General features: G+C 62.7%; 15 protein-coding genes. 2 read left to right on the top strand and 13 right to left on the bottom strand.

Features of this window, described 5'->3' with window-relative positions; translation table 11 throughout:
• Positions 1-30: 30 nt before the first annotated feature.
• Positions 31-1,482: a type III secretion system effector XopAE gene (gene xopAE, locus J7396_RS04815; protein WP_209261181.1), complete on the bottom strand. Its 1,452-nt coding sequence runs from the start codon at positions 1,480-1,482 to the stop codon at positions 31-33.
• Positions 1,483-2,525: 1,043 nt separating this feature from the next.
• Positions 2,526-4,958, bottom strand: a complete 2,433-nt coding sequence (locus tag J7396_RS04810) for an HrpF/NolX family T3SS translocon protein (protein ID WP_209261180.1) — start codon at positions 4,956-4,958, stop codon at positions 2,526-2,528.
• Positions 4,959-5,829: 871 nt separating this feature from the next.
• Here J7396_RS04810 and hap3 point away from each other — a divergent pair.
• On the top strand, positions 5,830-6,276 hold the full coding sequence (gene hap3 / locus J7396_RS04805; protein WP_209261075.1) for an Hpa3 family type III secretion system protein: 447 nt from the start codon (positions 5,830-5,832) through the stop codon (positions 6,274-6,276).
• Positions 6,273-8,285, top strand: a complete 2,013-nt coding sequence (xopF1, locus tag J7396_RS04800) for a type III secretion system effector XopF1 (RefSeq protein WP_136733338.1) — start codon at positions 6,273-6,275, stop codon at positions 8,283-8,285. Before hap3 ends, xopF1 begins: the two co-directional genes overlap by 4 nt.
• 619 nt (positions 8,286-8,904) lie before the next feature.
• Here xopF1 and J7396_RS04795 read toward each other — a convergent pair.
• From J7396_RS04795 to sctU, 11 genes are all read right to left on the bottom strand, one after another.
• The gene (locus tag J7396_RS04795; protein ID WP_008575425.1) at positions 8,905-9,375 is read right to left on the bottom strand and encodes a CesT family type III secretion system chaperone; all 471 of its coding nucleotides are present in this window, start codon (positions 9,373-9,375) and stop codon (positions 8,905-8,907) included.
• A gap of 54 nt (positions 9,376-9,429) precedes the next feature.
• Positions 9,430-9,711 carry an HrpE family protein gene (gene hrpE / locus J7396_RS04790; RefSeq protein WP_136733337.1) on the bottom strand — a complete coding sequence of 94 codons (282 nt, stop codon included), beginning with the start codon at positions 9,709-9,711 and terminating at the stop codon, positions 9,430-9,432.
• 80 nt (positions 9,712-9,791) lie between these two features.
• Positions 9,792-10,034 (bottom strand): HrpD6 family protein, encoded by a 243-nt coding sequence (gene hrpD6, locus J7396_RS04785; RefSeq protein WP_057682072.1) that lies wholly within the window; start codon positions 10,032-10,034, stop codon positions 9,792-9,794.
• An 11-nt stretch (positions 10,035-10,045) separates the two neighbouring features.
• A complete protein-coding gene (gene hrpD5, locus J7396_RS04780) occupies positions 10,046-10,984 on the bottom strand; it encodes an HrpD5 family protein (RefSeq protein ID WP_209261074.1) in 939 nt (312 codons plus the stop codon).
• Positions 10,981-11,808 carry a 4-hydroxyphenylacetate catabolism regulator HpaA gene (locus tag J7396_RS04775; protein WP_209261179.1) on the bottom strand — a complete coding sequence of 276 codons (828 nt, stop codon included), beginning with the start codon at positions 11,806-11,808 and terminating at the stop codon, positions 10,981-10,983. The genes hrpD5 and J7396_RS04775 overlap by 4 nt, the downstream gene beginning before the upstream one ends.
• Positions 11,805-12,065: a type III secretion system export apparatus subunit SctS gene (gene sctS, locus J7396_RS04770; protein WP_008575435.1), complete on the bottom strand. Its 261-nt coding sequence runs from the start codon at positions 12,063-12,065 to the stop codon at positions 11,805-11,807. Before sctS ends, J7396_RS04775 begins: the two co-directional genes overlap by 4 nt.
• A gap of 4 nt (positions 12,066-12,069) precedes the next feature.
• Entirely contained in the window at positions 12,070-12,714 is a 645-nt protein-coding gene (gene sctR / locus J7396_RS04765; RefSeq protein ID WP_003485742.1) for a type III secretion system export apparatus subunit SctR, read from the bottom strand.
• A complete protein-coding gene (sctQ, locus tag J7396_RS04760) occupies positions 12,701-13,654 on the bottom strand; it encodes a type III secretion system cytoplasmic ring protein SctQ (RefSeq protein ID WP_209261178.1) in 954 nt (317 codons plus the stop codon). The genes sctR and sctQ overlap by 14 nt, the downstream gene beginning before the upstream one ends.
• Positions 13,655-13,746: 92 nt before the next feature.
• Positions 13,747-14,385, bottom strand: coding sequence for a type III secretion system protein SctP (gene sctP / locus J7396_RS04755; protein WP_014089137.1), 639 nt, complete (start codon positions 14,383-14,385; stop codon positions 13,747-13,749).
• The gene (locus J7396_RS04750; RefSeq protein WP_052836253.1) at positions 14,385-16,322 is read right to left on the bottom strand and encodes an FHIPEP family type III secretion protein; all 1,938 of its coding nucleotides are present in this window, start codon (positions 16,320-16,322) and stop codon (positions 14,385-14,387) included. Before J7396_RS04750 ends, sctP begins: the two co-directional genes overlap by 1 nt.
• A complete protein-coding gene (sctU, locus tag J7396_RS04745; protein WP_031420803.1) occupies positions 16,316-17,389 on the bottom strand; it encodes a type III secretion system export apparatus subunit SctU in 1,074 nt (357 codons plus the stop codon). Before sctU ends, J7396_RS04750 begins: the two co-directional genes overlap by 7 nt.
• Positions 17,390-17,505 lie beyond the last annotated feature (116 nt).

Genomic DNA, 17,505 nt, shown 5'->3' with positions numbered 1-17,505 from the left:
TGCGGGAGTAGCATCGCCGGGCGCCAGGGTCTAATGGATGCCCCATTCCTGGAGCAGTACACGCGCCCGCCGCTCGATGAAGCGGTTCGCGTTGGCCTGCGCCTGCTCGGACTCCTGCTTGGCCTCCGCTTCCCCGATGACACCCTCATGCGCTTCGTCAAACTGAGCCATCGCCCACGTGATCGCCGCATCCTGCGCCGCTTTTCCTTCCACATCGTGCATGGAGATGTAGGCCTTCAGTGGCGGCCACATTTCCACACGCCCGGTGAGTTCATTCCTGCTGCGCAGCAGCGTCTCCCTGGACAGCCCCAGGTCGGAATTCCTCAGTGCTTCCAGCAGCAGGCCCAGTGCGGTCTGGTGGTCCTGCGTGTGCATGAGCTTGTGCTTGAGCATCTCGGCAAACGCGGTTTTGGCGTCTCCTCGCACGGCGGGCCCGCGCCCACCCACTTGCGTCATGCCATCCAGGTTGAGCGTCTTGATGGTGTGGTCGCTCAAGAATTGGCCGAAGCTGCTGCGGAATTCGGGTGACCGAATGGCCTCGGCTACCACCTGGTCCAGCAGGGGCATGTCGGCCGATGTGATGGATGCGCCGAAGATCCTGGCATTTTGCATCAGGCCTTGCGTCCATTTCTCGAAACGCTCGCCCAGGTCGGCATCGACACTGCGCAACACGCGCGTGAACTCGGGGACGCGGTTCCACGACGACCCGGCCTGTTGCGCCGCCGGCACGGGCGCGCGTCGTCTCCGCTCGGCCAGCCGCTGTGCCGCGCGCTGTGCCTGGCGCTGCGCGCGCTCCGGGTCGCGGATCTGCAGCAATCGGTCTGCCAGATGATCCGGCACCTTGATATCGCATTGAGCGGGCAGTCGTGCCAGCGACTGTGGAAGAGTCTGCAGGCCCGTGTCGCGCAGGTCCAGCAGTTGCAGCTGGGCCAGATCCCCCACGCTGTCGGGCAGCTGCTGCAGCGCAGTGCAACTTCTCAGCGACAGCTCCGTCAAGCCGCGCAGTTGCCCGATGTCCTCAGGCAAGTGTGCCAGCCGGCGGTTGGATGAGAGGTCGAGTTTTTCCAGCAGATGCAGCTGCGTGAGGCTGCCTGGCAGCTGCTCCAGCTTGGAATTCGATGCCACCTCCAGTGACCTGAGCCCCTGCATGAGGCCGATGTTTTCAGGCAACTGGCGAAAATGCGACGAGTGCGACACGCGCAACTCGCTCAACCGGCTCAGTTCGACGATGCTGTCCGGCAGGCGCGCATAGTGCCCGCGGCCTAGCGCGAGGCCGCGCAGACCCTGCATGCGCCCAAGGTCTGCGGGTAATTCGTCTAACGGGACCATCGCCAATTGAAGGGTTCTGAGATTGGACAGGCGCGTCAACGAGGGCGGCAGCGTCTTCAGGTCCGGCGCGCCAGTGATCTGCAAATGGCGGAGCTGGCGCAGCTGCCCCAGGCTGTCTGGCAGCGACTGAAGCCCGGTATGGAGCAGCGTCAATTTCTGTAGCGCGTCGAGCCGGCCGATCGCGTCAGGTAGCGTCGTGGCAGGCAGGCAATCGACGACAAGTTCGGTGCTGCGGCGGCTCGCTGCACGGCGGGTGGCGTCTGCGGCGTTTTGCAGTACTTCCCGCGACATATCTCTCGACCCGTCGTGCAGGTTGTAGCCCGTTCGAACCCGCTCTGCCATCGGTAGGCTTTGCGCAAGCCAATCATCGATGTCGTGCTCGATGCTGCGCGGTGGCGCAGAAGAGGCACCCGCAAGTGCAGCCGGCTGGCCCGACGGACGCAGAGGTGAACGGAAAGGGCTCCCGTGCACTGGGTTTCCAGGCGTCGACGTGCCGGCCGCTGACGTGCTTTCGCGCCGTCGCGGCCGCGCGAGCAGGGGGCTCAACAAGCCCTCTGCGTTCGAAGGTTGCCGTGAAGGACTGTCTTGCGCGGGCGCTTGATCGGCGTTGTCCGTTCGCGGGCGAGAGCGGAGTAGGCGATTGACATTGAACATGGAGATACACCCTGCTTGGTCGGCTGGCTGCGGCGTTCAAGCGTGCAGGCTACTGCGATGCGACTGCCATCGCCGCATCAACGCGAAGAGGCTGCATCGCCTGGCGAATCGGTTTTTGTAGAAGCGCGCCGGTGCTGCATCCCTGCTCACCGACAGCGGTGATTGTTCGGCATTCGATGTCATCGGCTGTCGGCGCGATGTACAAGATGGCAACGGGCGATCGATCAGGTGACGCGCCGCATCGTTCGCGACGCAGTCTCCACGCGTATCGCCGGTCTTCATTGTCAGGATGTCGATGCTCGCGGGAGAGCTTCCGGTATCCCGTCGCCTATTCGCCAAGGCACATGGCTGCAGCGGCGCCGGAACGTGCCTCCAAGCATCTGGAGGCACGTTCATACGAAGGTCGCCGAGCGATACCGCAACGCATCAGCGCGATGCTGCCGCACGTCGTGGCCCATCGACCGGCGTTGCCTCAACGCCTGCCTTCGAGCACCAACGCCAGCGGCAAGGCGCCGAAACGAAACTTCGCTGTGGCATGCGCGTTATCTGCGACGGATCCGGACATTGCGCAGATTCTGCCGCAGGTCGCCCTCGAAGTTGTCGGCGATGCCTTTGGGGATAATCTGCTTGCCCACCGGGACGCCGCCGGCATTTTCCATCTTCTGGTGGATTTCTCCGTCCTTCTGCTTGTCCAGTTGATATTCTTCGTAATGCAAGCCCGCCAAGACGGGCGTCTTGAGAATTTCAGTCGATTTACTGATGGCGGTGCCACCCACGTAGCCTTTTGCGAACTCAGCGGCGCTCGGCCGTTCGGCCGCGGTTTTACCGCCACCTTTGGCCACGCTCTTGGCAGTTCCCTTTGCAGCTCCCTTGGCCGCGCCCTCGGCTGCTTCCTTGGCCGCGGCTTCGGCGACGCCCTTGGCCACGCCCTTGGCTCCGATTCTAGCCGTGGGTCCGCCGACTGCTCCAACCACCGCCCCGGCCATATTGATGCCGGCCAGCTTCAAGGCCAGCGACATGTCGCCACCTTGAATCGCAGTGTCGACCACCTGCGCCGCCTGCGCCTCGCTCTCCAATGCAATCGACGCCGCATCGGCAATTTCACCGATGATGGGGATCCCGTTCAATGCGCTGAGCCCCACGGACATCCAGTCCAGGATCTTGCTGTCCCACTTGAGGAACTCGTGCAGGCCGTGTTGGAAGGTGCCGACGTCCTTTTTGGGCTTCTTGATCGCGGGCGGATCGTCCTTGCCCACCAGCATGTCCGCGACAGCCTTTTGCTGATCGGGCGAGCTCGCCTCGTGCGTGGCCGGCGTGTCCACGGTCTTGTTGGCTGCACTCATGTGGTCATAGAACTGCCGGAAATCGTCCTGGCTGATCTTGCCCGAATCGACGACATGGCCGCCGCCGAAGAAGTGATGGGGCTTCTTGTAGCCGGTGATGGAGTTGTTCAACAAGCCGAACAGCAGCGGGTCGGCCAACAACTGCGTCGCGGCCTGCTTGACGGCCGGGTCGGCCTTGTCGTCCTTGGAGATCGCGTCGAGCTTGTCGCGCGTGATTTCCTTGCCGTCGCCGTAGAACGCGTCCTGATGACTGTTGATGGTGTCCAGCGTCTTCTGCTCGTCCGCGGTCAGGTGCATCTCGGAGGTGGATTTCTGCAGGAAATCCGGCGTGCTCATCGAGCCCGAATCCCCTGCAAATTCCTTCCACTCGTCCGGATGATCGCGAAAATATTGAGCAGCCGCGATCACCTGCGGCGGGCACTTGCCGGTCTTGCTGTCGCCATCGACGATCTTGGCGAATTCGTCCTCGCTCAGGTTGCCGGGCAGATAGTCGGAATAGCGATACAACTCGCGCAGGGCATCGCTTTTGGTCATGACCGACGCCTTGGTTTTGTCGGGGCTATCGGATGCGATGTAGTTCTGCGTGTAGCTCTTTGCCTGCTTGTCGTTGTATTCGGCAATCTGCGGATGGTAGTACGAGAAGTCTGTGAGGTCCTGCGCCTTGATCTTGCCGCCGCACTTGCCGTCCTTCTGCGAGCCGATGGCAAAGAACAACCGCGGATCCTTCTGCAATCCTTGCAGCGCTTTCTTCAAGTCAGGCTGCGTCGACGGGTCGTTGATCTTGGCGTCCAGCTGATCGAAGGACAGCGAGTCGACCTGGTCCTTGTGCCGATCCAGAACCGAAACAATCTCCAGTTCGGATTGATTGAGCTGGCCCTCGTTCCAGGTGACCGTCGAGCCCTCCGCCGGCGGCGGCGGGTTGGATCCCTTGATGTTCTTGGGGTTGAACTCGTCGTTCTTCCCGCCCAGTTCCTTGACCTGCGGATGTGAATCAGAGAAATCCCAAAGATCCTGCGCGCTGATCTTGCCGCCGCACTTGCCGTCTCCCTGGGAACCGATCGCAAAGAACAAGCGCGGGTCCTGTTTCAGACCCTGCAATGCAGCCTTCAGGTCGGCGGGTGTGGAAGGGTCGTTGATCTTGTCGTCGAGATTCTTGTACTCGAGCGGCATCTGGTCCTTGTGCGCATTCAGCGTCGAAACGATCTGAAGCTCCGACTTGGTCAGGGTGCCATCGTTCCAGGTCACCGTCGAACCTTCCAGCGCCGGCGGCGCATCCTTCCCCTTGATGTGCTTGGGATCGAAGTCGTAGCCCAGCGATGGCCAGGAGGTGCGCTTTTCGATCGGCTGGGTGGCTTGATCGTCCGATGCGGAGGACGGGGTGCTGGCATCGCCGCTTGGCGTGTTTGCCGGTGCATCGGCCGACGTATTGCTTGCTGTACTCGTTGGCGTGTTGGTTTGGAGGGCTGCCAGCAACTGGTAGATCAGCAGGAAGATGTCGTCCATCGTCGATGGCAGGTCGGAGCCGTCCTTGGACGAATCGGACCCAAGCAGCTCCGATGAAGACGACTCGTTGAAAGAGGTGCCCAGCAGTTGGCTGGGGTTGCTCCCGGTAGAAAGCGTGTTGAGCGACATAGAGGCGGCCTCGCGAATGACAGAATTGGCAGAGCACCTTCGTATAAGTTGATTCTTATACGGCCGCACGGATGCGCCCATGCGGTGTAGACGTATGTTGCCAATCTGCGCAAGGTGCACCCTGGCCGACGAACTATTTTGGCGAAAAAAGCGCAAAAATCGGCCCGTCGATGCGTTGCCTGCCGGTGCTGCTTGGCGCCGATAGTTGAGCGGCGATCGTTCCTGCTGTGGGCCGGCGCACTCATGTACATCGCTACGATACGTGCTTGGAGATGCAGATCATCGCGGTGTTCCGGCGGCGTGTGCAGCGATCACCAGCGTTCCGTCGCGCGGCGGCCCAACCCCCCAGTATCGGAATTGAGGGCTGTTCTGACTACAGCCCTGGAGTTGCTGAGAAACCAGGGGATGTCATGGAACCTGGTTGCATGACATTTCTTTTATTGCCCGGCTGGAGCCGTGAATCACGGCCATGGAACGTGTTGGGATCATCTGGGTCGCCAGATGGGGCTTGCACCGAATCACCGCGCTGGCCAACGCTGGAGCTGACACGGATGAAGTGCGCAGTTAGTTAATATCTCGGTAATTCGCTTGCGTCAGTAGACCCGCCTGGACGCGAAATTGCCGGCGGTGCCTGCAGGCGCACTTATCAGCCTTGGTTCCTTCGCCAGGTCAGGGGCGCAGTCCTTCTGATTGTGTCCGTTTTATTAATGTGTGGCGCAGGTTTTGGTTGGGCAATTTACCGGCACCCCACTTCGTGTATGGCGCAGGTGGTTCGCCCCACTTCGCTTGGGCGCGCATTTGTGGGCAAGACAATGTGCCGCGCGCTGCTGGCGCGTAGCAACCCATCGAATTTCCTCACGGAGTACTTCAGATGACGTTGGAATCGCACAATCAACAAACAGCGAATACCGCTTTTTTTATCGGCCTGAGCGCATGCCTTGGGCTACCTGGTGAGCTTGCGCAGCGGATCGGCGAAGGCGAGACCATTCTGGGCCCTGCCGGCATGCTGTGCCGCGTCCACACGCAGGCGCAGCCAGACGCATTGATGGCCTTCCCGGAAGTGATCTTGCCCCTGGCGGCACGCGAGCTTGGAGGCGAGGAGGTGGTGATGCTGCTGTCGCTGCAGGAGCAACTGCTGACCGAGTATGGCTGGCGGCTCGCGCTGTCGGATCTCGGCCTGCTCTGCGTCTGCCCGCTGTTGCTGGTGCGCACGCCTGAAGAGGTGGCCGCTGCACTGGACCGTGGGCAGGTGGTTGCCCGCGTCGTGCTGGACGCGCTGGCGACGCAGGTCGATACGGCCAAGGAGGTGGCCTCATGAAACTCTCCAGCGATATCGGCACCGCTGCCAGTCGCGGCGCAGCCTCGCATCCTCCCGTCCAACCAACGCAGGCCGAAGACGTTGCTGCCCCGCGGGAAGAACGCGCACCCACTGGCCCGCTTGCGGGCCTGGCCTCTTCCAGCGCGGCGCTGCGTGGTCGTCGCGCATCATTGGCCGGTCGCGCCAGTCCTCATGCAGATGAAGAAGGGGCCATGCTCGGCGGCTCGCATCGGTCCGACTCGTCGCAGTCGTCGCAAGCGTCGGACGCAACGTTTTACACCGCGCAGGTCGTGTCCCCTGCCCGGGAAATCGACACACCGGATGTGCCTGCCGCCGCGGCGACCTATGCCGAACGCAGCACGGCGGCGGCCGCCGAGGTGAAAGCGCAGCTACGTGCCCGTCTGGACGCTCTGCCATTTGCTGCGCCCTCGGAAGAGCAGACGGCCCTGCAGGCCAGCTATCTGGAATGGGCTGACGCGCGCGTGCAGGAACGCATCAATGCCTTCGGGCCGGATGCCGGGTACCAGGCTGTCGGTGACATGAAGACAGCGGGCACGAAAGCGGCATTGCCGATTGCCTACGAATGCCTACGGTCGTTCATTATCGGTGCGATGCGTAATCCGGTCGGTCTTGCCACGGGTGCGGCCTATGCGTCCCGGCGCCCGGCCGACGCGGAGGAGCTGAGTACGGCGATGGTTGCAGGTGTCGCGGCGGGGTCTGCGTCCTATACCAGCGATACGTTGTTGATCCCGGCAATGGACCGGCGCGCGCGCGTTTCCAACCTGCCGAGGTTTCAGGCCATCGACCCCAAAATCCTGGTGCCCGATCCACCACCGGTCATTCTGGAAATCACTGCCGAGGGCAAGCGCTTCACGCGTCCGGGCGAGAACAATGCGCCGACGCTTGCCGACCTCAAGGCGCAGACCTACGACCGCCGCCTGGGCATCACGCAGCGCCAATCGACCCTGGACGACAAGTCACTGGATACCTTGTTGCTCAAGCCAGTGATCAACGCAGGGTTCAACGCCGCGCGCCGGACTGGTGGTGAACCGGGCTTACTGACGCCTGTCGGCCAGTGGGGGTTGAGCGCGCTGGCCATTGGCGGCGCCGGGGTCGTGCAGAAGGCACTGCTGGAAACAGGCAAAGCCGTGGCACGGACCGGCCAAATGCGTGTCCCGGATCTGGTTGGCGGAGAGCAACGGCTGAACCTGTTTGCGTTGGCGTTGCCCGACAAAGCGCGCCGGCCTGCACAATGGTCCGACGCCGTGCATTTCCCGCCTAGCTATTTGCTGGACACCGGAAAGGAAGCGTTGGCGTTGGCAAGGCAGGGCTTCAACAGCGCAAACGCCGTCGCCACCACGGCACGCGACCTGTTGACCCGCCACATGCTGAGCAACGTCATGGCCAGCTTCGGCTCGATGGGGGCCGGGCGCATCATCACAGCGCCGTTGCGTGGGGGGAGCCACATCCGTGTTGCTGGCGAAGCCGTCAATTCCACGGCTGTGGTCGTGCAGCAGGCCGTGCAAACCCTGTTCAACGATACGTTCTGGAATGCGCTCAAGGCCAAGAACGGCGCCAATACCTCCCAGGCGGCGCGCCTGGACAACGAGCGTGCCGCGCTTGCAGCCGAGCATCAACGCACCATCGAACGAACCCTCGAGGCCCTGGCCGAGCCCGTGGACCAGGCGATCGCCAGGCTCTCGGGGCCGACACCTGCCGAGGCAGAGCGTGCCATGGAGGAGGGGATGCGCGCCGCGCCTGGCCCTGGGCCGCTTGGCCAGACACTGCGTACTGCGCTGCAGACATTGCGTACGGAGATCGGCACGCAGTCCGTTTCGATCGCGACCATCGATGCGGTACGCACTGCACTGCGCGAGGGGTGGAGTCAAACCTTTAGCGGCGTCCCCCGCGACGCGGCCACGCAGGCACTGGACGGTCAGCTGCAAACGCTCAAGCGTGCCCTGCATGACAGCGAAGCACTTCGTCAGTGGCAGAGCGGGCGAGCATGAGCGCTCAGCTGCCGCGTTGATACTCAGGAGTGTTGTACACCGCCGCCACAGACGTCGCTGTCGTCGCGTCTGTGGCTTGGTGGTGTCTGGCAGCTTAGCCATTACCAGCAATCATGGAACACCACGGCCTCATGCCTCGACCTGCGCAGGTCGCTCACTGCACGAGGCAGGCATTGCATCTGCGACTCGATGGCGTCGCCGCTCCGGAACGCGTCGACCTTGACGCGCACGTCAAACACCGGAAAGAACTCGCCAGCAAGGCGGTCGTGTCCCTCGTCAGCGCCAACAGCACCGGTGCATCAGCTGCCGTCGCGGATGTGCACGGTGTAGACCATGCGTCTGCGCCTGCCTTTGTTCTGTGCAGTGTCGGCCATCGCGGTGAGCTGGCACGACAGACCTGCGATCTCCCGCCAAACCTATATCGGGGAGCAAGCCAGCGCAGATGCAGGCGTGTCAGGCTTCGACATGGCAAGTGGGTTTCACTCAGCGCCACCGGCGCCATCGGGCAGAGGAGTGCCAGGCCGGCGGAATTGGCCGGCAAGCCAGGTTGCTGTGCCATGGCGGATGGGCGCCGCTGCGGCCGTGATTGAGGCTTCGGCAAGCTGCCAACAAGCCTGTATCAGGCGCGTAACCACAGATAGTTACCCGTCGCGATTCCTTCGAACATCTCGTCGTGCGCCACGAAGATATTGTTGTTCCAGTAGCGGCCATGCTCGGCGTAGTGGGCAAGCAGATCGCAGATCCACGCCCCATCCACGTCGTCGTCCAGCGGTACCCGCACAATCAGCACGATAACGCCGTCATCGTTCAGTCCAAGCTGTGCCTGGTCCTGCGCATACACCGAGAGATTGGCTTCGAGCAGAAGCCTGAAAACGGTCAATGTCCGCCCGGCAGGTGGTAACCCGTAGGCGATGCGCAGATACAGTGCTTCTTCCTTTACGTCGTCTTCGGGCTGTGGGGTCGGCAGGTGCAGATAGACCTCAAAGCCCTCCACCCAAAGCACACGCCGATTCAGCACCGACTCCACATCCGGCAAGTCCAGTGCCTCGCACATCTGTCGAACGATGGTTTCGAATCGCGCGCTGCTCATCTGTGGTGAGACATGCACAGGACCCCCTACAAGCCCTGCGCATGTCCGAGCCCATTACTGGCCAACGAGCTGCTTAGCGTTGTCGCCCGCCTTGCCGATGAACTTGTTGAGTGCCACGTTGAAGTCCAGATCGTTTTTGAGCATCGTGATCTTGTTGTTCATGGACTTCTGCGCCTCGTCCGAGGCGGTCATGTCGCTGATCAACGAACCCATCTGTCCGTTCGCACCAGCGAGTGCAGAAGCACCGGAGATTCCACCGGACACACCTCCGGTGAAGCCATCCATGCCTTGGCCAAAACGCGACCTGATCGAGCTTACTTCAGGTAAAATTTGCATACCAGTACTCCTTCGTAGTGAGCATGTAATGGTGCGCCTATCGGCGCGTTTTACTTGGTCCGAGCGACCAAGAAATCGATTTACGGCATGCTTGCGATGTGCGCGACGATGTTGCGCGCGGCCGTGATGCCGTCATACAAGGTGTTGAAGTCGTTGCGCGCGACCTGGTCGCTCGCTGCAGACCAGTGCACGCGGATCTGTTGCGCAGTGGCATCGAGCGCTGTCTCCACGTTGCGCAGCCGCTCGCCGGACAGATCCATCGCCTTGGTCTGCAGAATCTTGCTCATATCCTGAGTGACCGCATCGGTCATTGCATCGAACATGGTGTGATCTCTCATTGCGCCGCTTGCTGCGGCAGGGATGTCATGTGCTTGGTGCCATCCGGCGTTTCAACATAGTGCAGGCCATCGGCGAGCAATGCCGCGTCGTAATTGTCCGGTGGTTTGATGGACGGGTCTTGCTGGCTGATCTCCACGTGCAGCGCGCGGACCTCCGGGCCCAGGTCGCTGCGGACGTCGGCAATCCGGCGGCTTGCGCGTTCTGCGTAGTCGCTGCTGCCGGAAACCGAGAAAACGCCATTGCCCTCGTAACGGACGGTGAGGGCGGGATCGGCCAGGGTGTCGCGCAGCGTCGCCACGACCTCGTCCACCACCGCCACGTTGACGGCAACGCCTGGGTGATAGCGATGCACCTGCGCACGCAAGCGTGCGGCATCGGCGCTGCTGGGGACCAGACCTTCGATCAGCACACGCGTGCCGACCTGTTCTGCGTGCGCTTCGCGGAAGCCCAGCTGCTTCAATAAGGCTTTGGCCTGATTGAGGGCATTTTCCGGATGTTGCCGGGTGGCCGCATCGGACAGAAACGCCGGCTGCAACGAGGGGAGCAACGCTGCGGCGGCAAGCGCTAGCACGGCGCCCACCGCAGTACGCAGGACTTTACGCCTGGACGTGCGCGGCGCCGGCGGCGGTGCTGGGGAAAGCAGCCGCTCCAGCAGCGCCACATCGTCCGGCCAATCGGCAGCAGCATCGCCAACGCATAGCACCAGCGGGCCGAAGCGGACCGGCTGAAATGCAACAAAGAACGTTTCTTGCACCGTGTCGCTGCTATAGCGGATCTGACCATCTTGGTCTACCTCGATAATGAGTGAGCAACCAGGCCAATCGTCTATTCGGATATCGGTTTGTGGATCGCTCCCCAGGGTGTAGCGACCTTGCGCCAAATCTAATCGTGCGCCTGCGTGGGTTCCTGTCAGTACGCGAAGCTGCATGGTCATGGGCGAACCTCCTGAGCCGCCTGTTGTGGTTGCTCAATCAGCAGTGTGGTCAGACGTGTGATGGCATGTGTACGGTCGATGCGTCTGCGCGGTTTTTCCGCATTCAGCAGGATCAGTGGAAGCAGGAGATGAAAATTGCGTAGCGCTGGCACCGGCTCCAACTCCGATGGCATCAACTCCAGCAATCGGGTCCGCAAGGCCAGCAGGTTTTCCGCCGCGTTGGCCTTGTCGTACGCGCGTAGATGCTCGCGCATCAACCTCCAGATCGTTGCGGTCAAGGGGGCGACGGCAGGATGCGAAACGCCGACGGCGCGCAGCTCGACAAGCGCAGCAGCCAGCGCGTGTCGCTTTGCCACTGGATCGGCGTCGCGCCTGGTCACGTAGCGATCGACAATCGCGTCGATGCACGTGCGGATGCTGTCGCTCAATTGCGCTGGAGCGGCGCTGTGCCATGGACCGGCCTGCGGATCGTCGGTATGCGTGCTGCGGTCACCGCCGTGCTGGTCGCCCTGGCCATGCTCCCGGCTCTGGGCCGGCGTGATCGCCACGCTCACCCGTCCGCGCAGTGCGCACTCGCGCTTGGCTTCGATCTCTTCCTGCTCGTTGGCGTCGAATTCATCCTCCTGGCCGTCCAGCGACCGGATCCCGCGGCGTCGCCTGCGCGGTGGAGCAGGGCGCAGACGCGGTGCTCGTGCCGCAATGTCGGTAGGCGATCCCGCGCTGGTGCCTGCCGCATCGGCATGATGGTCGCCATGGTGATGCGAGCCGCCATGCTCGATGGAAACCGAGGGCCGCAAGGTGCCGGGCGAGATGCGACGGATCATGGGAACGCCGCCTGCATCAATGCCTGGCCGAACTGCATGATGGCCGAGGCACCCCACGGCGCCGTCACGGCAATGGCGGCCACCACCACCACCAGCTTGAGCGCGAACGAGATCGATGCATCCTGCAGCGACATCACCGCCTGGACGAAGGCGATCAGCAGCCCGGCCAACGCAGCGACACCGACCACCGGCAAGGACACCTTGAGGCAGAGCAGCAAGGCTTCGGAGGTGAATCGCACTAGATCGTCATGGTCCATGGCGTCACCGATAGCTCAGAACCAGGCCGTGAATCAGCATCGACCAGCCGTCCATGGCGACAAACAACAGCAGCTTGAACGGGATCGCCACATTGGTCGGGGTGACCTGTGAAAGGCCCATCGCCATCAGCGCGTTGGCCACCACCAGGTCGATGACGATAAACACCAGATACAACAGAAAGCCGATACGGAAGGCTTCGGTCAATTCGCTGAGCGTGAATGCCGGTGCCAAGACCAGCAAATCGTCCGACTTGAGCGTGGCGGCCTTGTCCTTGGGCCAGATCTGCTGTGCAGAACGCATGAAAAACGCCTTTTCGCGCTCGCGTGTGTGTTTGAGGAGGAATTGCCGAAACGGCTCCCGGCAGGCGTCGAGCAGCACCACCACGCGGCTGTTATCCGATCCGGCGCCGTAGTTCTGTGCGGCCTTGAACGCCTCCATGCCCACCGGGGCCATCACAAAGCACGACACCAGCAATGCAACGCCATTGAGGACCATGTTGGGCGGCACCTGCTGTACCCCGATCGCATTGCGCAGCAGGCCGAGCACGACCACGATCTTGGTGTAGGAGGTGACCACCATCGCTGCGAAGGGCAGCAAGCCCAGCATGATGACCACCAGCAGCAGCGAGCCGACGTCAGGCATCTGCATGCGTGCTCTCCGACATGCTGAGGATCTGCACACCCAGATGTTCGCCCACTGCCAGCAGCCTGCCGGTGCCGATGGTCTGGCCGTAAACGACCAGGCGGATGTCGGCTTGATCGACCGGCACCGACAACTCCAGGATCTGCCCGGGCTGTAAACCCGACAAGGTCGATAGAGACAGCGCAAGTTGATCCACTTCCAGCTGCACCGGCAGTTCCAGTTCTGCCACGTTGCTGGTGGACGGCGCGACTTCCGGCTCAAACGTATCGTGCTGCATGGTGGGGCTGGCCTCCAGGATCATCTGTTGCAGGTTCAAGCGCACCGGCGCGCGCAATACCACGCCTCCGGCGATACCCCAGAGCACATCGCCGCTGGTCACCGCAGCCGAGTCCGTGCAATGCAGCAAGACATCGCCAGGCCGCAGCGACTGCAGCAATGCCGCCGATGCGGTGCGCCCGCCGATGCGCAGGCGCGTATTGACGCGCAGTGCGGCCAGCCAGGCTGGCAGCTGCGCGGGCGGCGTAAGTCCGCCGACTGCGGCCTGCAACGTGGCCAGCAGCGACGCGCTCGCCGTCAGCGCAACGGCATCGAGATCGCCCAGTGTCATGCCGATGCCGTGGCAGTCGTCTGGCTCTGCATCGCGCTCGAAGGCAATCACCTCGGCAGCGCCCAGGCCGAGCGGCGCAAATGCGCCCAGGCGATCGGCCAGCAGCATTCCCGCGATCGAAACGCGTAGTGCGTCGTCGTCCTCGTTCAATAGCAGGGCCAGGCCGTCGCGCGCGGCAATCCGCAAATCCATCTGGCCGGCATCCAGCTGCAGGCGCAGGCGGGCCGCATCGTCGGGCCAGATGCGACGGCAATGCGTGGCAAAGCCGCATTGGCGTGCTGCGCGTGGGTCGCCGAACACTCTGCCCAGCTGGGCGCGCTCGGCCGCAACGCGCGTCAATGCCTGAGAGAGTGCACGTGCCGGTGGAGTCTGGCTCTGCTCGGTTAGCAAGATGGAGTTCCTCCAAATGGCTTTCTGTCGCCAGTGCCGCGTTAGACAACCTCGATGCTGATCTGGAGCGTGCTACTCAGCGTGGACGTCAGTGCAGCCTCCAGGCGCTGCCTTCCGCACCAAAGTACCTCGCGCGCATCTGGCGAACTGGTATTGAAGCGAAGCGATAGCTGGTCCGGCGAAAGCCGCAAAAACAACGTCGTCTGTGCGACGACCTCTTGGTCGATATCCAGCCACGCTTCCCAGCTCCCTGCGCTGCGCACCGGTTGGGCATTGCAGAACTCGGCCACCCGCAGCGCGATGCGGTCGATCGCCATTTGGGCGCGTTGCGTGCGTATCCACTCGGTCGCAATCTGTCGCCCCACTGCGCCATCGTCGTTGCCTTGGGACGGCTCTTGGTGTTTCGTCACCTCGATACGTAAGGGCGGGTCGGTTTGCACGGGCACGCTGTCATGCGCCTCGGTGAAGCCCTCCTCGGCATCAGGCTGGGGCCGATCCTCGTCGCACTGCGGTGGCAACACCATGCAGGGAAGCGCGAGCTGTGCGCTGCGCAAGCGCTGGCGCAGTTGCAGGAAGCTGGAGCGCAGCGCCGACCGGGCCGGCGTGGCTGGAGCCGCCGGCCGCTGCAGTGCGCCGCTGACCGGCAGGATGCGCACATGGCGGAGGGGCGGCTTGCGCATCACACCACCACTCTACCGATCGGCTGCAGCTGCACCTCCGAACCCAGCTCCTGGAACGAATAGACCTGCAGCCAGGTCAGCCGTGCTTCGATCATGCGGCGCACATATCTGCGCACGTCCATCGACGCGACCACCGCCAGCGGATGCTGCGCATGGTCGCCGACGATGCGTTCCACCTGTTCGACAAGCTGGTTCGCCTGCTCGGGCGGAAGTGCCAGGAAATTGCCGGCCGCGGTCGCGCGAATCGATTGCCTGATCAGTTGTTCGACAGCATGGTCGAGCATTACCGCGGGCAGCTGCCCGGTGCCTGCGGTTGCGGTATGCGCCAGATAACGGCCCAGATCGCAGCGCACATATTCGGTCAACATCAGAAGATCTTTTTCCTTCGGCCCCCAGACCACCAGACTCTCCAGGATGCTCTTGATATTGCGCACCGGAATCCTTTCTTCCAGAAGACGCCGCAACACATCGGCTATGCGCTGGGCGGGCATCGCCTTGTTGACCTCCGCAACCAGCCCGGGATAGTCCACGGCCACCTGCTCCAGCATCCACTGCGTCTCCTGGATGCCGACGAACAAGTGCGCCCGTGCATGCAGGGGTGCGATGGCCTGCCGGGCCAGTGCGGCCTGCATGTCGTCGGTGTTCTCCAGTTCGGCGCGTGTCTCGGGGACATCGTGGATCAACACTTCGTATTGCATGCCTTGCAGCGACTCGGTCTGCCATATCGCGATCCCGGGAAACGGCAAGCCCAGCAGTTCGACCAATTGCCGCCGCTCGCTTTCGATCGCCTGATCCAGCCGCGCGGGGTCGAGCAGAGCGGCCAGCTGCGGCGACAGCCGCATCGACAAAGGGGAGGCGAAATCCGGGGCGTTTTTGCGGATATGTGGCGCCTCGCCTTTGGCACCTTTACGGCTCGCCGAAGGCAACTTGCGCTGATCGGTGCCGCTGATGTCGCGTTGCTTGCGCCAGATCGTATAGCCGCCGGCGCCGACGGCCGCTGCCAGCAGCAGGAACAGCACGGCCGGAAAGCCGGGGACGAACGCAAAGCAGGCCAGCAGCACGCTCGCTGCCATCAGGGCCCGCGCATTGCTGGTGAGCTGACGGCCGATATCGAGCCCGAGCGAGCTGAGCCTGGTCTCGTTCTCGTTGGCCACGCGGGTGATCATGACGCCGGCGGCCACCGATATCAGCAGTGAGGCGATCTGCGACACCATCGCATCGCCCACCGACAGGATCGCAAAGCGGTTGGCGGCGTCGCCGGCCGTCATGCCGTGGTAGGTCACGCCGACCACGATACCGGCCAGGATGTTGACCATGGTGATCACCAGGCCGGCGATCGCATCACCCTTGACGAATTTCATGGCGCCATCCATGCCGCCGTGCAGTTGGCTTTCCATGGCCAGCCGCGCGCGTTTGCGGCGTGCCTCATCTGCGGTCAGGTTGCCGCCACGCAGGTCGGCATCGATACTCATCTGCTTGCCGGGCATTGCGTCCAACGTGAAGCGCGCACCGACCTCGGCAACGCGTTCGGAACCCTTTGCGATCACGATGAACTGCACGGTGGTGATGATCAAGAAAACCACCAGGCCCACCACCAGATTGCCGCCGACCACCAGCTCGCCGAAGCTCTCGATGATATGGCCCGCCTCGGCATGCAGCAGGATCGACTTCGTCGAGGCGATATTCAATGACAGCCGCAGTAGCGTGGTGAACAGCAGCAGGGAAGGAAACGACGAGAGCGAGATCGAGTCGGGCACATACATCGTGACCATCAACAGCACCACGCTCAGGGTGATGTTGATGCCCAGCAACGTATCGATCATGGGCGTTGGCAGCGGCAGGATCATCAGCCCGATGACCGCCACCACCAGGGCGGCGATGGCCACTTCGCCGCTATAAGCGAAATACCTTGTCGCTCGCACGCGGTCTCCTAGCATGGCAGGGCTCCATCGCCGTCGCCGTGGTCGCGACCGAGTTCATCGACCCAGCGCAACACCACCGCAACCGTTTCGAACAGTGGCTCGGGGATTGCATCGCCCAATTCAACCTGATACAGCGCACGCGCCAGTGGCGGATTGGCAACGATCGGAATGCCCTGGTTATGCGCGAAGGCGCGCAGTTCCAGTGCGCCGTCGTCCACGCCCTTGGCAACGACCTGCGGCAAGCCGAAGTCGTCGGGCTCGTAGGCCAGCGCCACTGCGTAATGGGTCGGGTTGACCACCATCACCTTGGCCTTGGCCACGCGCTCGCGCGGGTCGCCGAAGACCAGCTCCTTGGCGAATTCCTTGCGCTTGCCCTTGATTTCGGGGTCGCCCTCGCTTTCCTTGAATTCGCGCTTCTGCTCGTCCTTGCTCATTCGCTTGTCGCGGATGAACAGCCAGCGCTGCACGCTCCAGTCTGCAGCGCCGACCAGGACGAACAGCAGCACGCCCAGTGCGAAGAGCATGCCCAGGGTGCGCCAGGCAATTTGCGCAACATCAAGCGGTGTCTCGTAGGCAAGCCCAATGATCATCGGCATGAGGGCGCGGATACCGACCCACAGCACTACGCCGATCAAGATGGCCTTGATGATCAACTTCAGCAAGTTGATGAGGCTTCGCAACGAAAAGAGTTTCTTGACCCCGGTTGCGGGATTGAGGGAATCGAACTTGGGCGCCACCGGCTTGAGCGAGGCATTCAGGCCAGTCTGGAACGCACCGCCCGCCATACCAGCCAACAGGCAGGCAGCCAGGAACGGCAGCATCAACAGCAATCCCTGGATGCCGATATGGCCGAGTGCGCGGTTGATGGCCGCTGCATCGCGTGTATGTTCTGAAAAATCGAAGCCGATCGTCATCAATGCGCGCATGTGATCGGAGAAGTAATCGCCGGCCGATTTCATCACCAATAACGCGCCGAAGAGCACCGCCGCTGCAGTGACGTCCGGGCTGACCGGAACTTCCCCGTCCTTGCGCGCATCCCGCAGTTTCTTCTCGGTCGGCTTCTCGGTTTTTTCTTCCGACATTGCCTTCTCCTTCCGCGATCGCTGCGCCCCCGATTGTGGGCAGCTGTGGTGGAGCGATCCGTTTTCCAGGCGAATGTGTGGATGGGCTGGCGAAGCCGGAATGATTTGTTCGCCAG

Source organism: Xanthomonas sp. A1809 (assembly GCF_017746015.1).
Taxonomy (GTDB): Bacteria; Pseudomonadota; Gammaproteobacteria; order Xanthomonadales; family Xanthomonadaceae; genus Xanthomonas; species Xanthomonas euvesicatoria.
This window is presented reverse-complemented; position numbering and strand designations above follow the sequence as displayed.

Coding starts and splice junctions, on each gene's coding strand:
- J7396_RS04810 (WP_209261180.1), bottom strand. CDS start 4,958: ATGTCGCTCAACACGCTTTCTACCGGGAGCAACCCCAGCCAACTGCTG.
- hap3 (WP_209261075.1), top strand. CDS start 5,830: ATGACGTTGGAATCGCACAATCAACAAACAGCGAATACCGCTTTTTTT.
- xopF1 (WP_136733338.1), top strand. CDS start 6,273: ATGAAACTCTCCAGCGATATCGGCACCGCTGCCAGTCGCGGCGCAGCC.
- J7396_RS04795 (WP_008575425.1), bottom strand. CDS start 9,375: ATGAGCAGCGCGCGATTCGAAACCATCGTTCGACAGATGTGCGAGGCA.
- hrpE (WP_136733337.1), bottom strand. CDS start 9,711: ATGCAAATTTTACCTGAAGTAAGCTCGATCAGGTCGCGTTTTGGCCAA.
- hrpD6 (WP_057682072.1), bottom strand. CDS start 10,034: ATGTTCGATGCAATGACCGATGCGGTCACTCAGGATATGAGCAAGATT.
- hrpD5 (WP_209261074.1), bottom strand. CDS start 10,984: ATGACCATGCAGCTTCGCGTACTGACAGGAACCCACGCAGGCGCACGA.
- J7396_RS04775 (WP_209261179.1), bottom strand. CDS start 11,808: ATGATCCGTCGCATCTCGCCCGGCACCTTGCGGCCCTCGGTTTCCATC.
- sctS (WP_008575435.1), bottom strand. CDS start 12,065: ATGGACCATGACGATCTAGTGCGATTCACCTCCGAAGCCTTGCTGCTC.
- sctR (WP_003485742.1), bottom strand. CDS start 12,714: ATGCAGATGCCTGACGTCGGCTCGCTGCTGCTGGTGGTCATCATGCTG.
- sctP (WP_014089137.1), bottom strand. CDS start 14,385: ATGCGCAAGCCGCCCCTCCGCCATGTGCGCATCCTGCCGGTCAGCGGC.
- J7396_RS04750 (WP_052836253.1), bottom strand. CDS start 16,322: ATGCTAGGAGACCGCGTGCGAGCGACAAGGTATTTCGCTTATAGCGGC.
- sctU (WP_031420803.1), bottom strand. CDS start 17,389: ATGTCGGAAGAAAAAACCGAGAAGCCGACCGAGAAGAAACTGCGGGAT.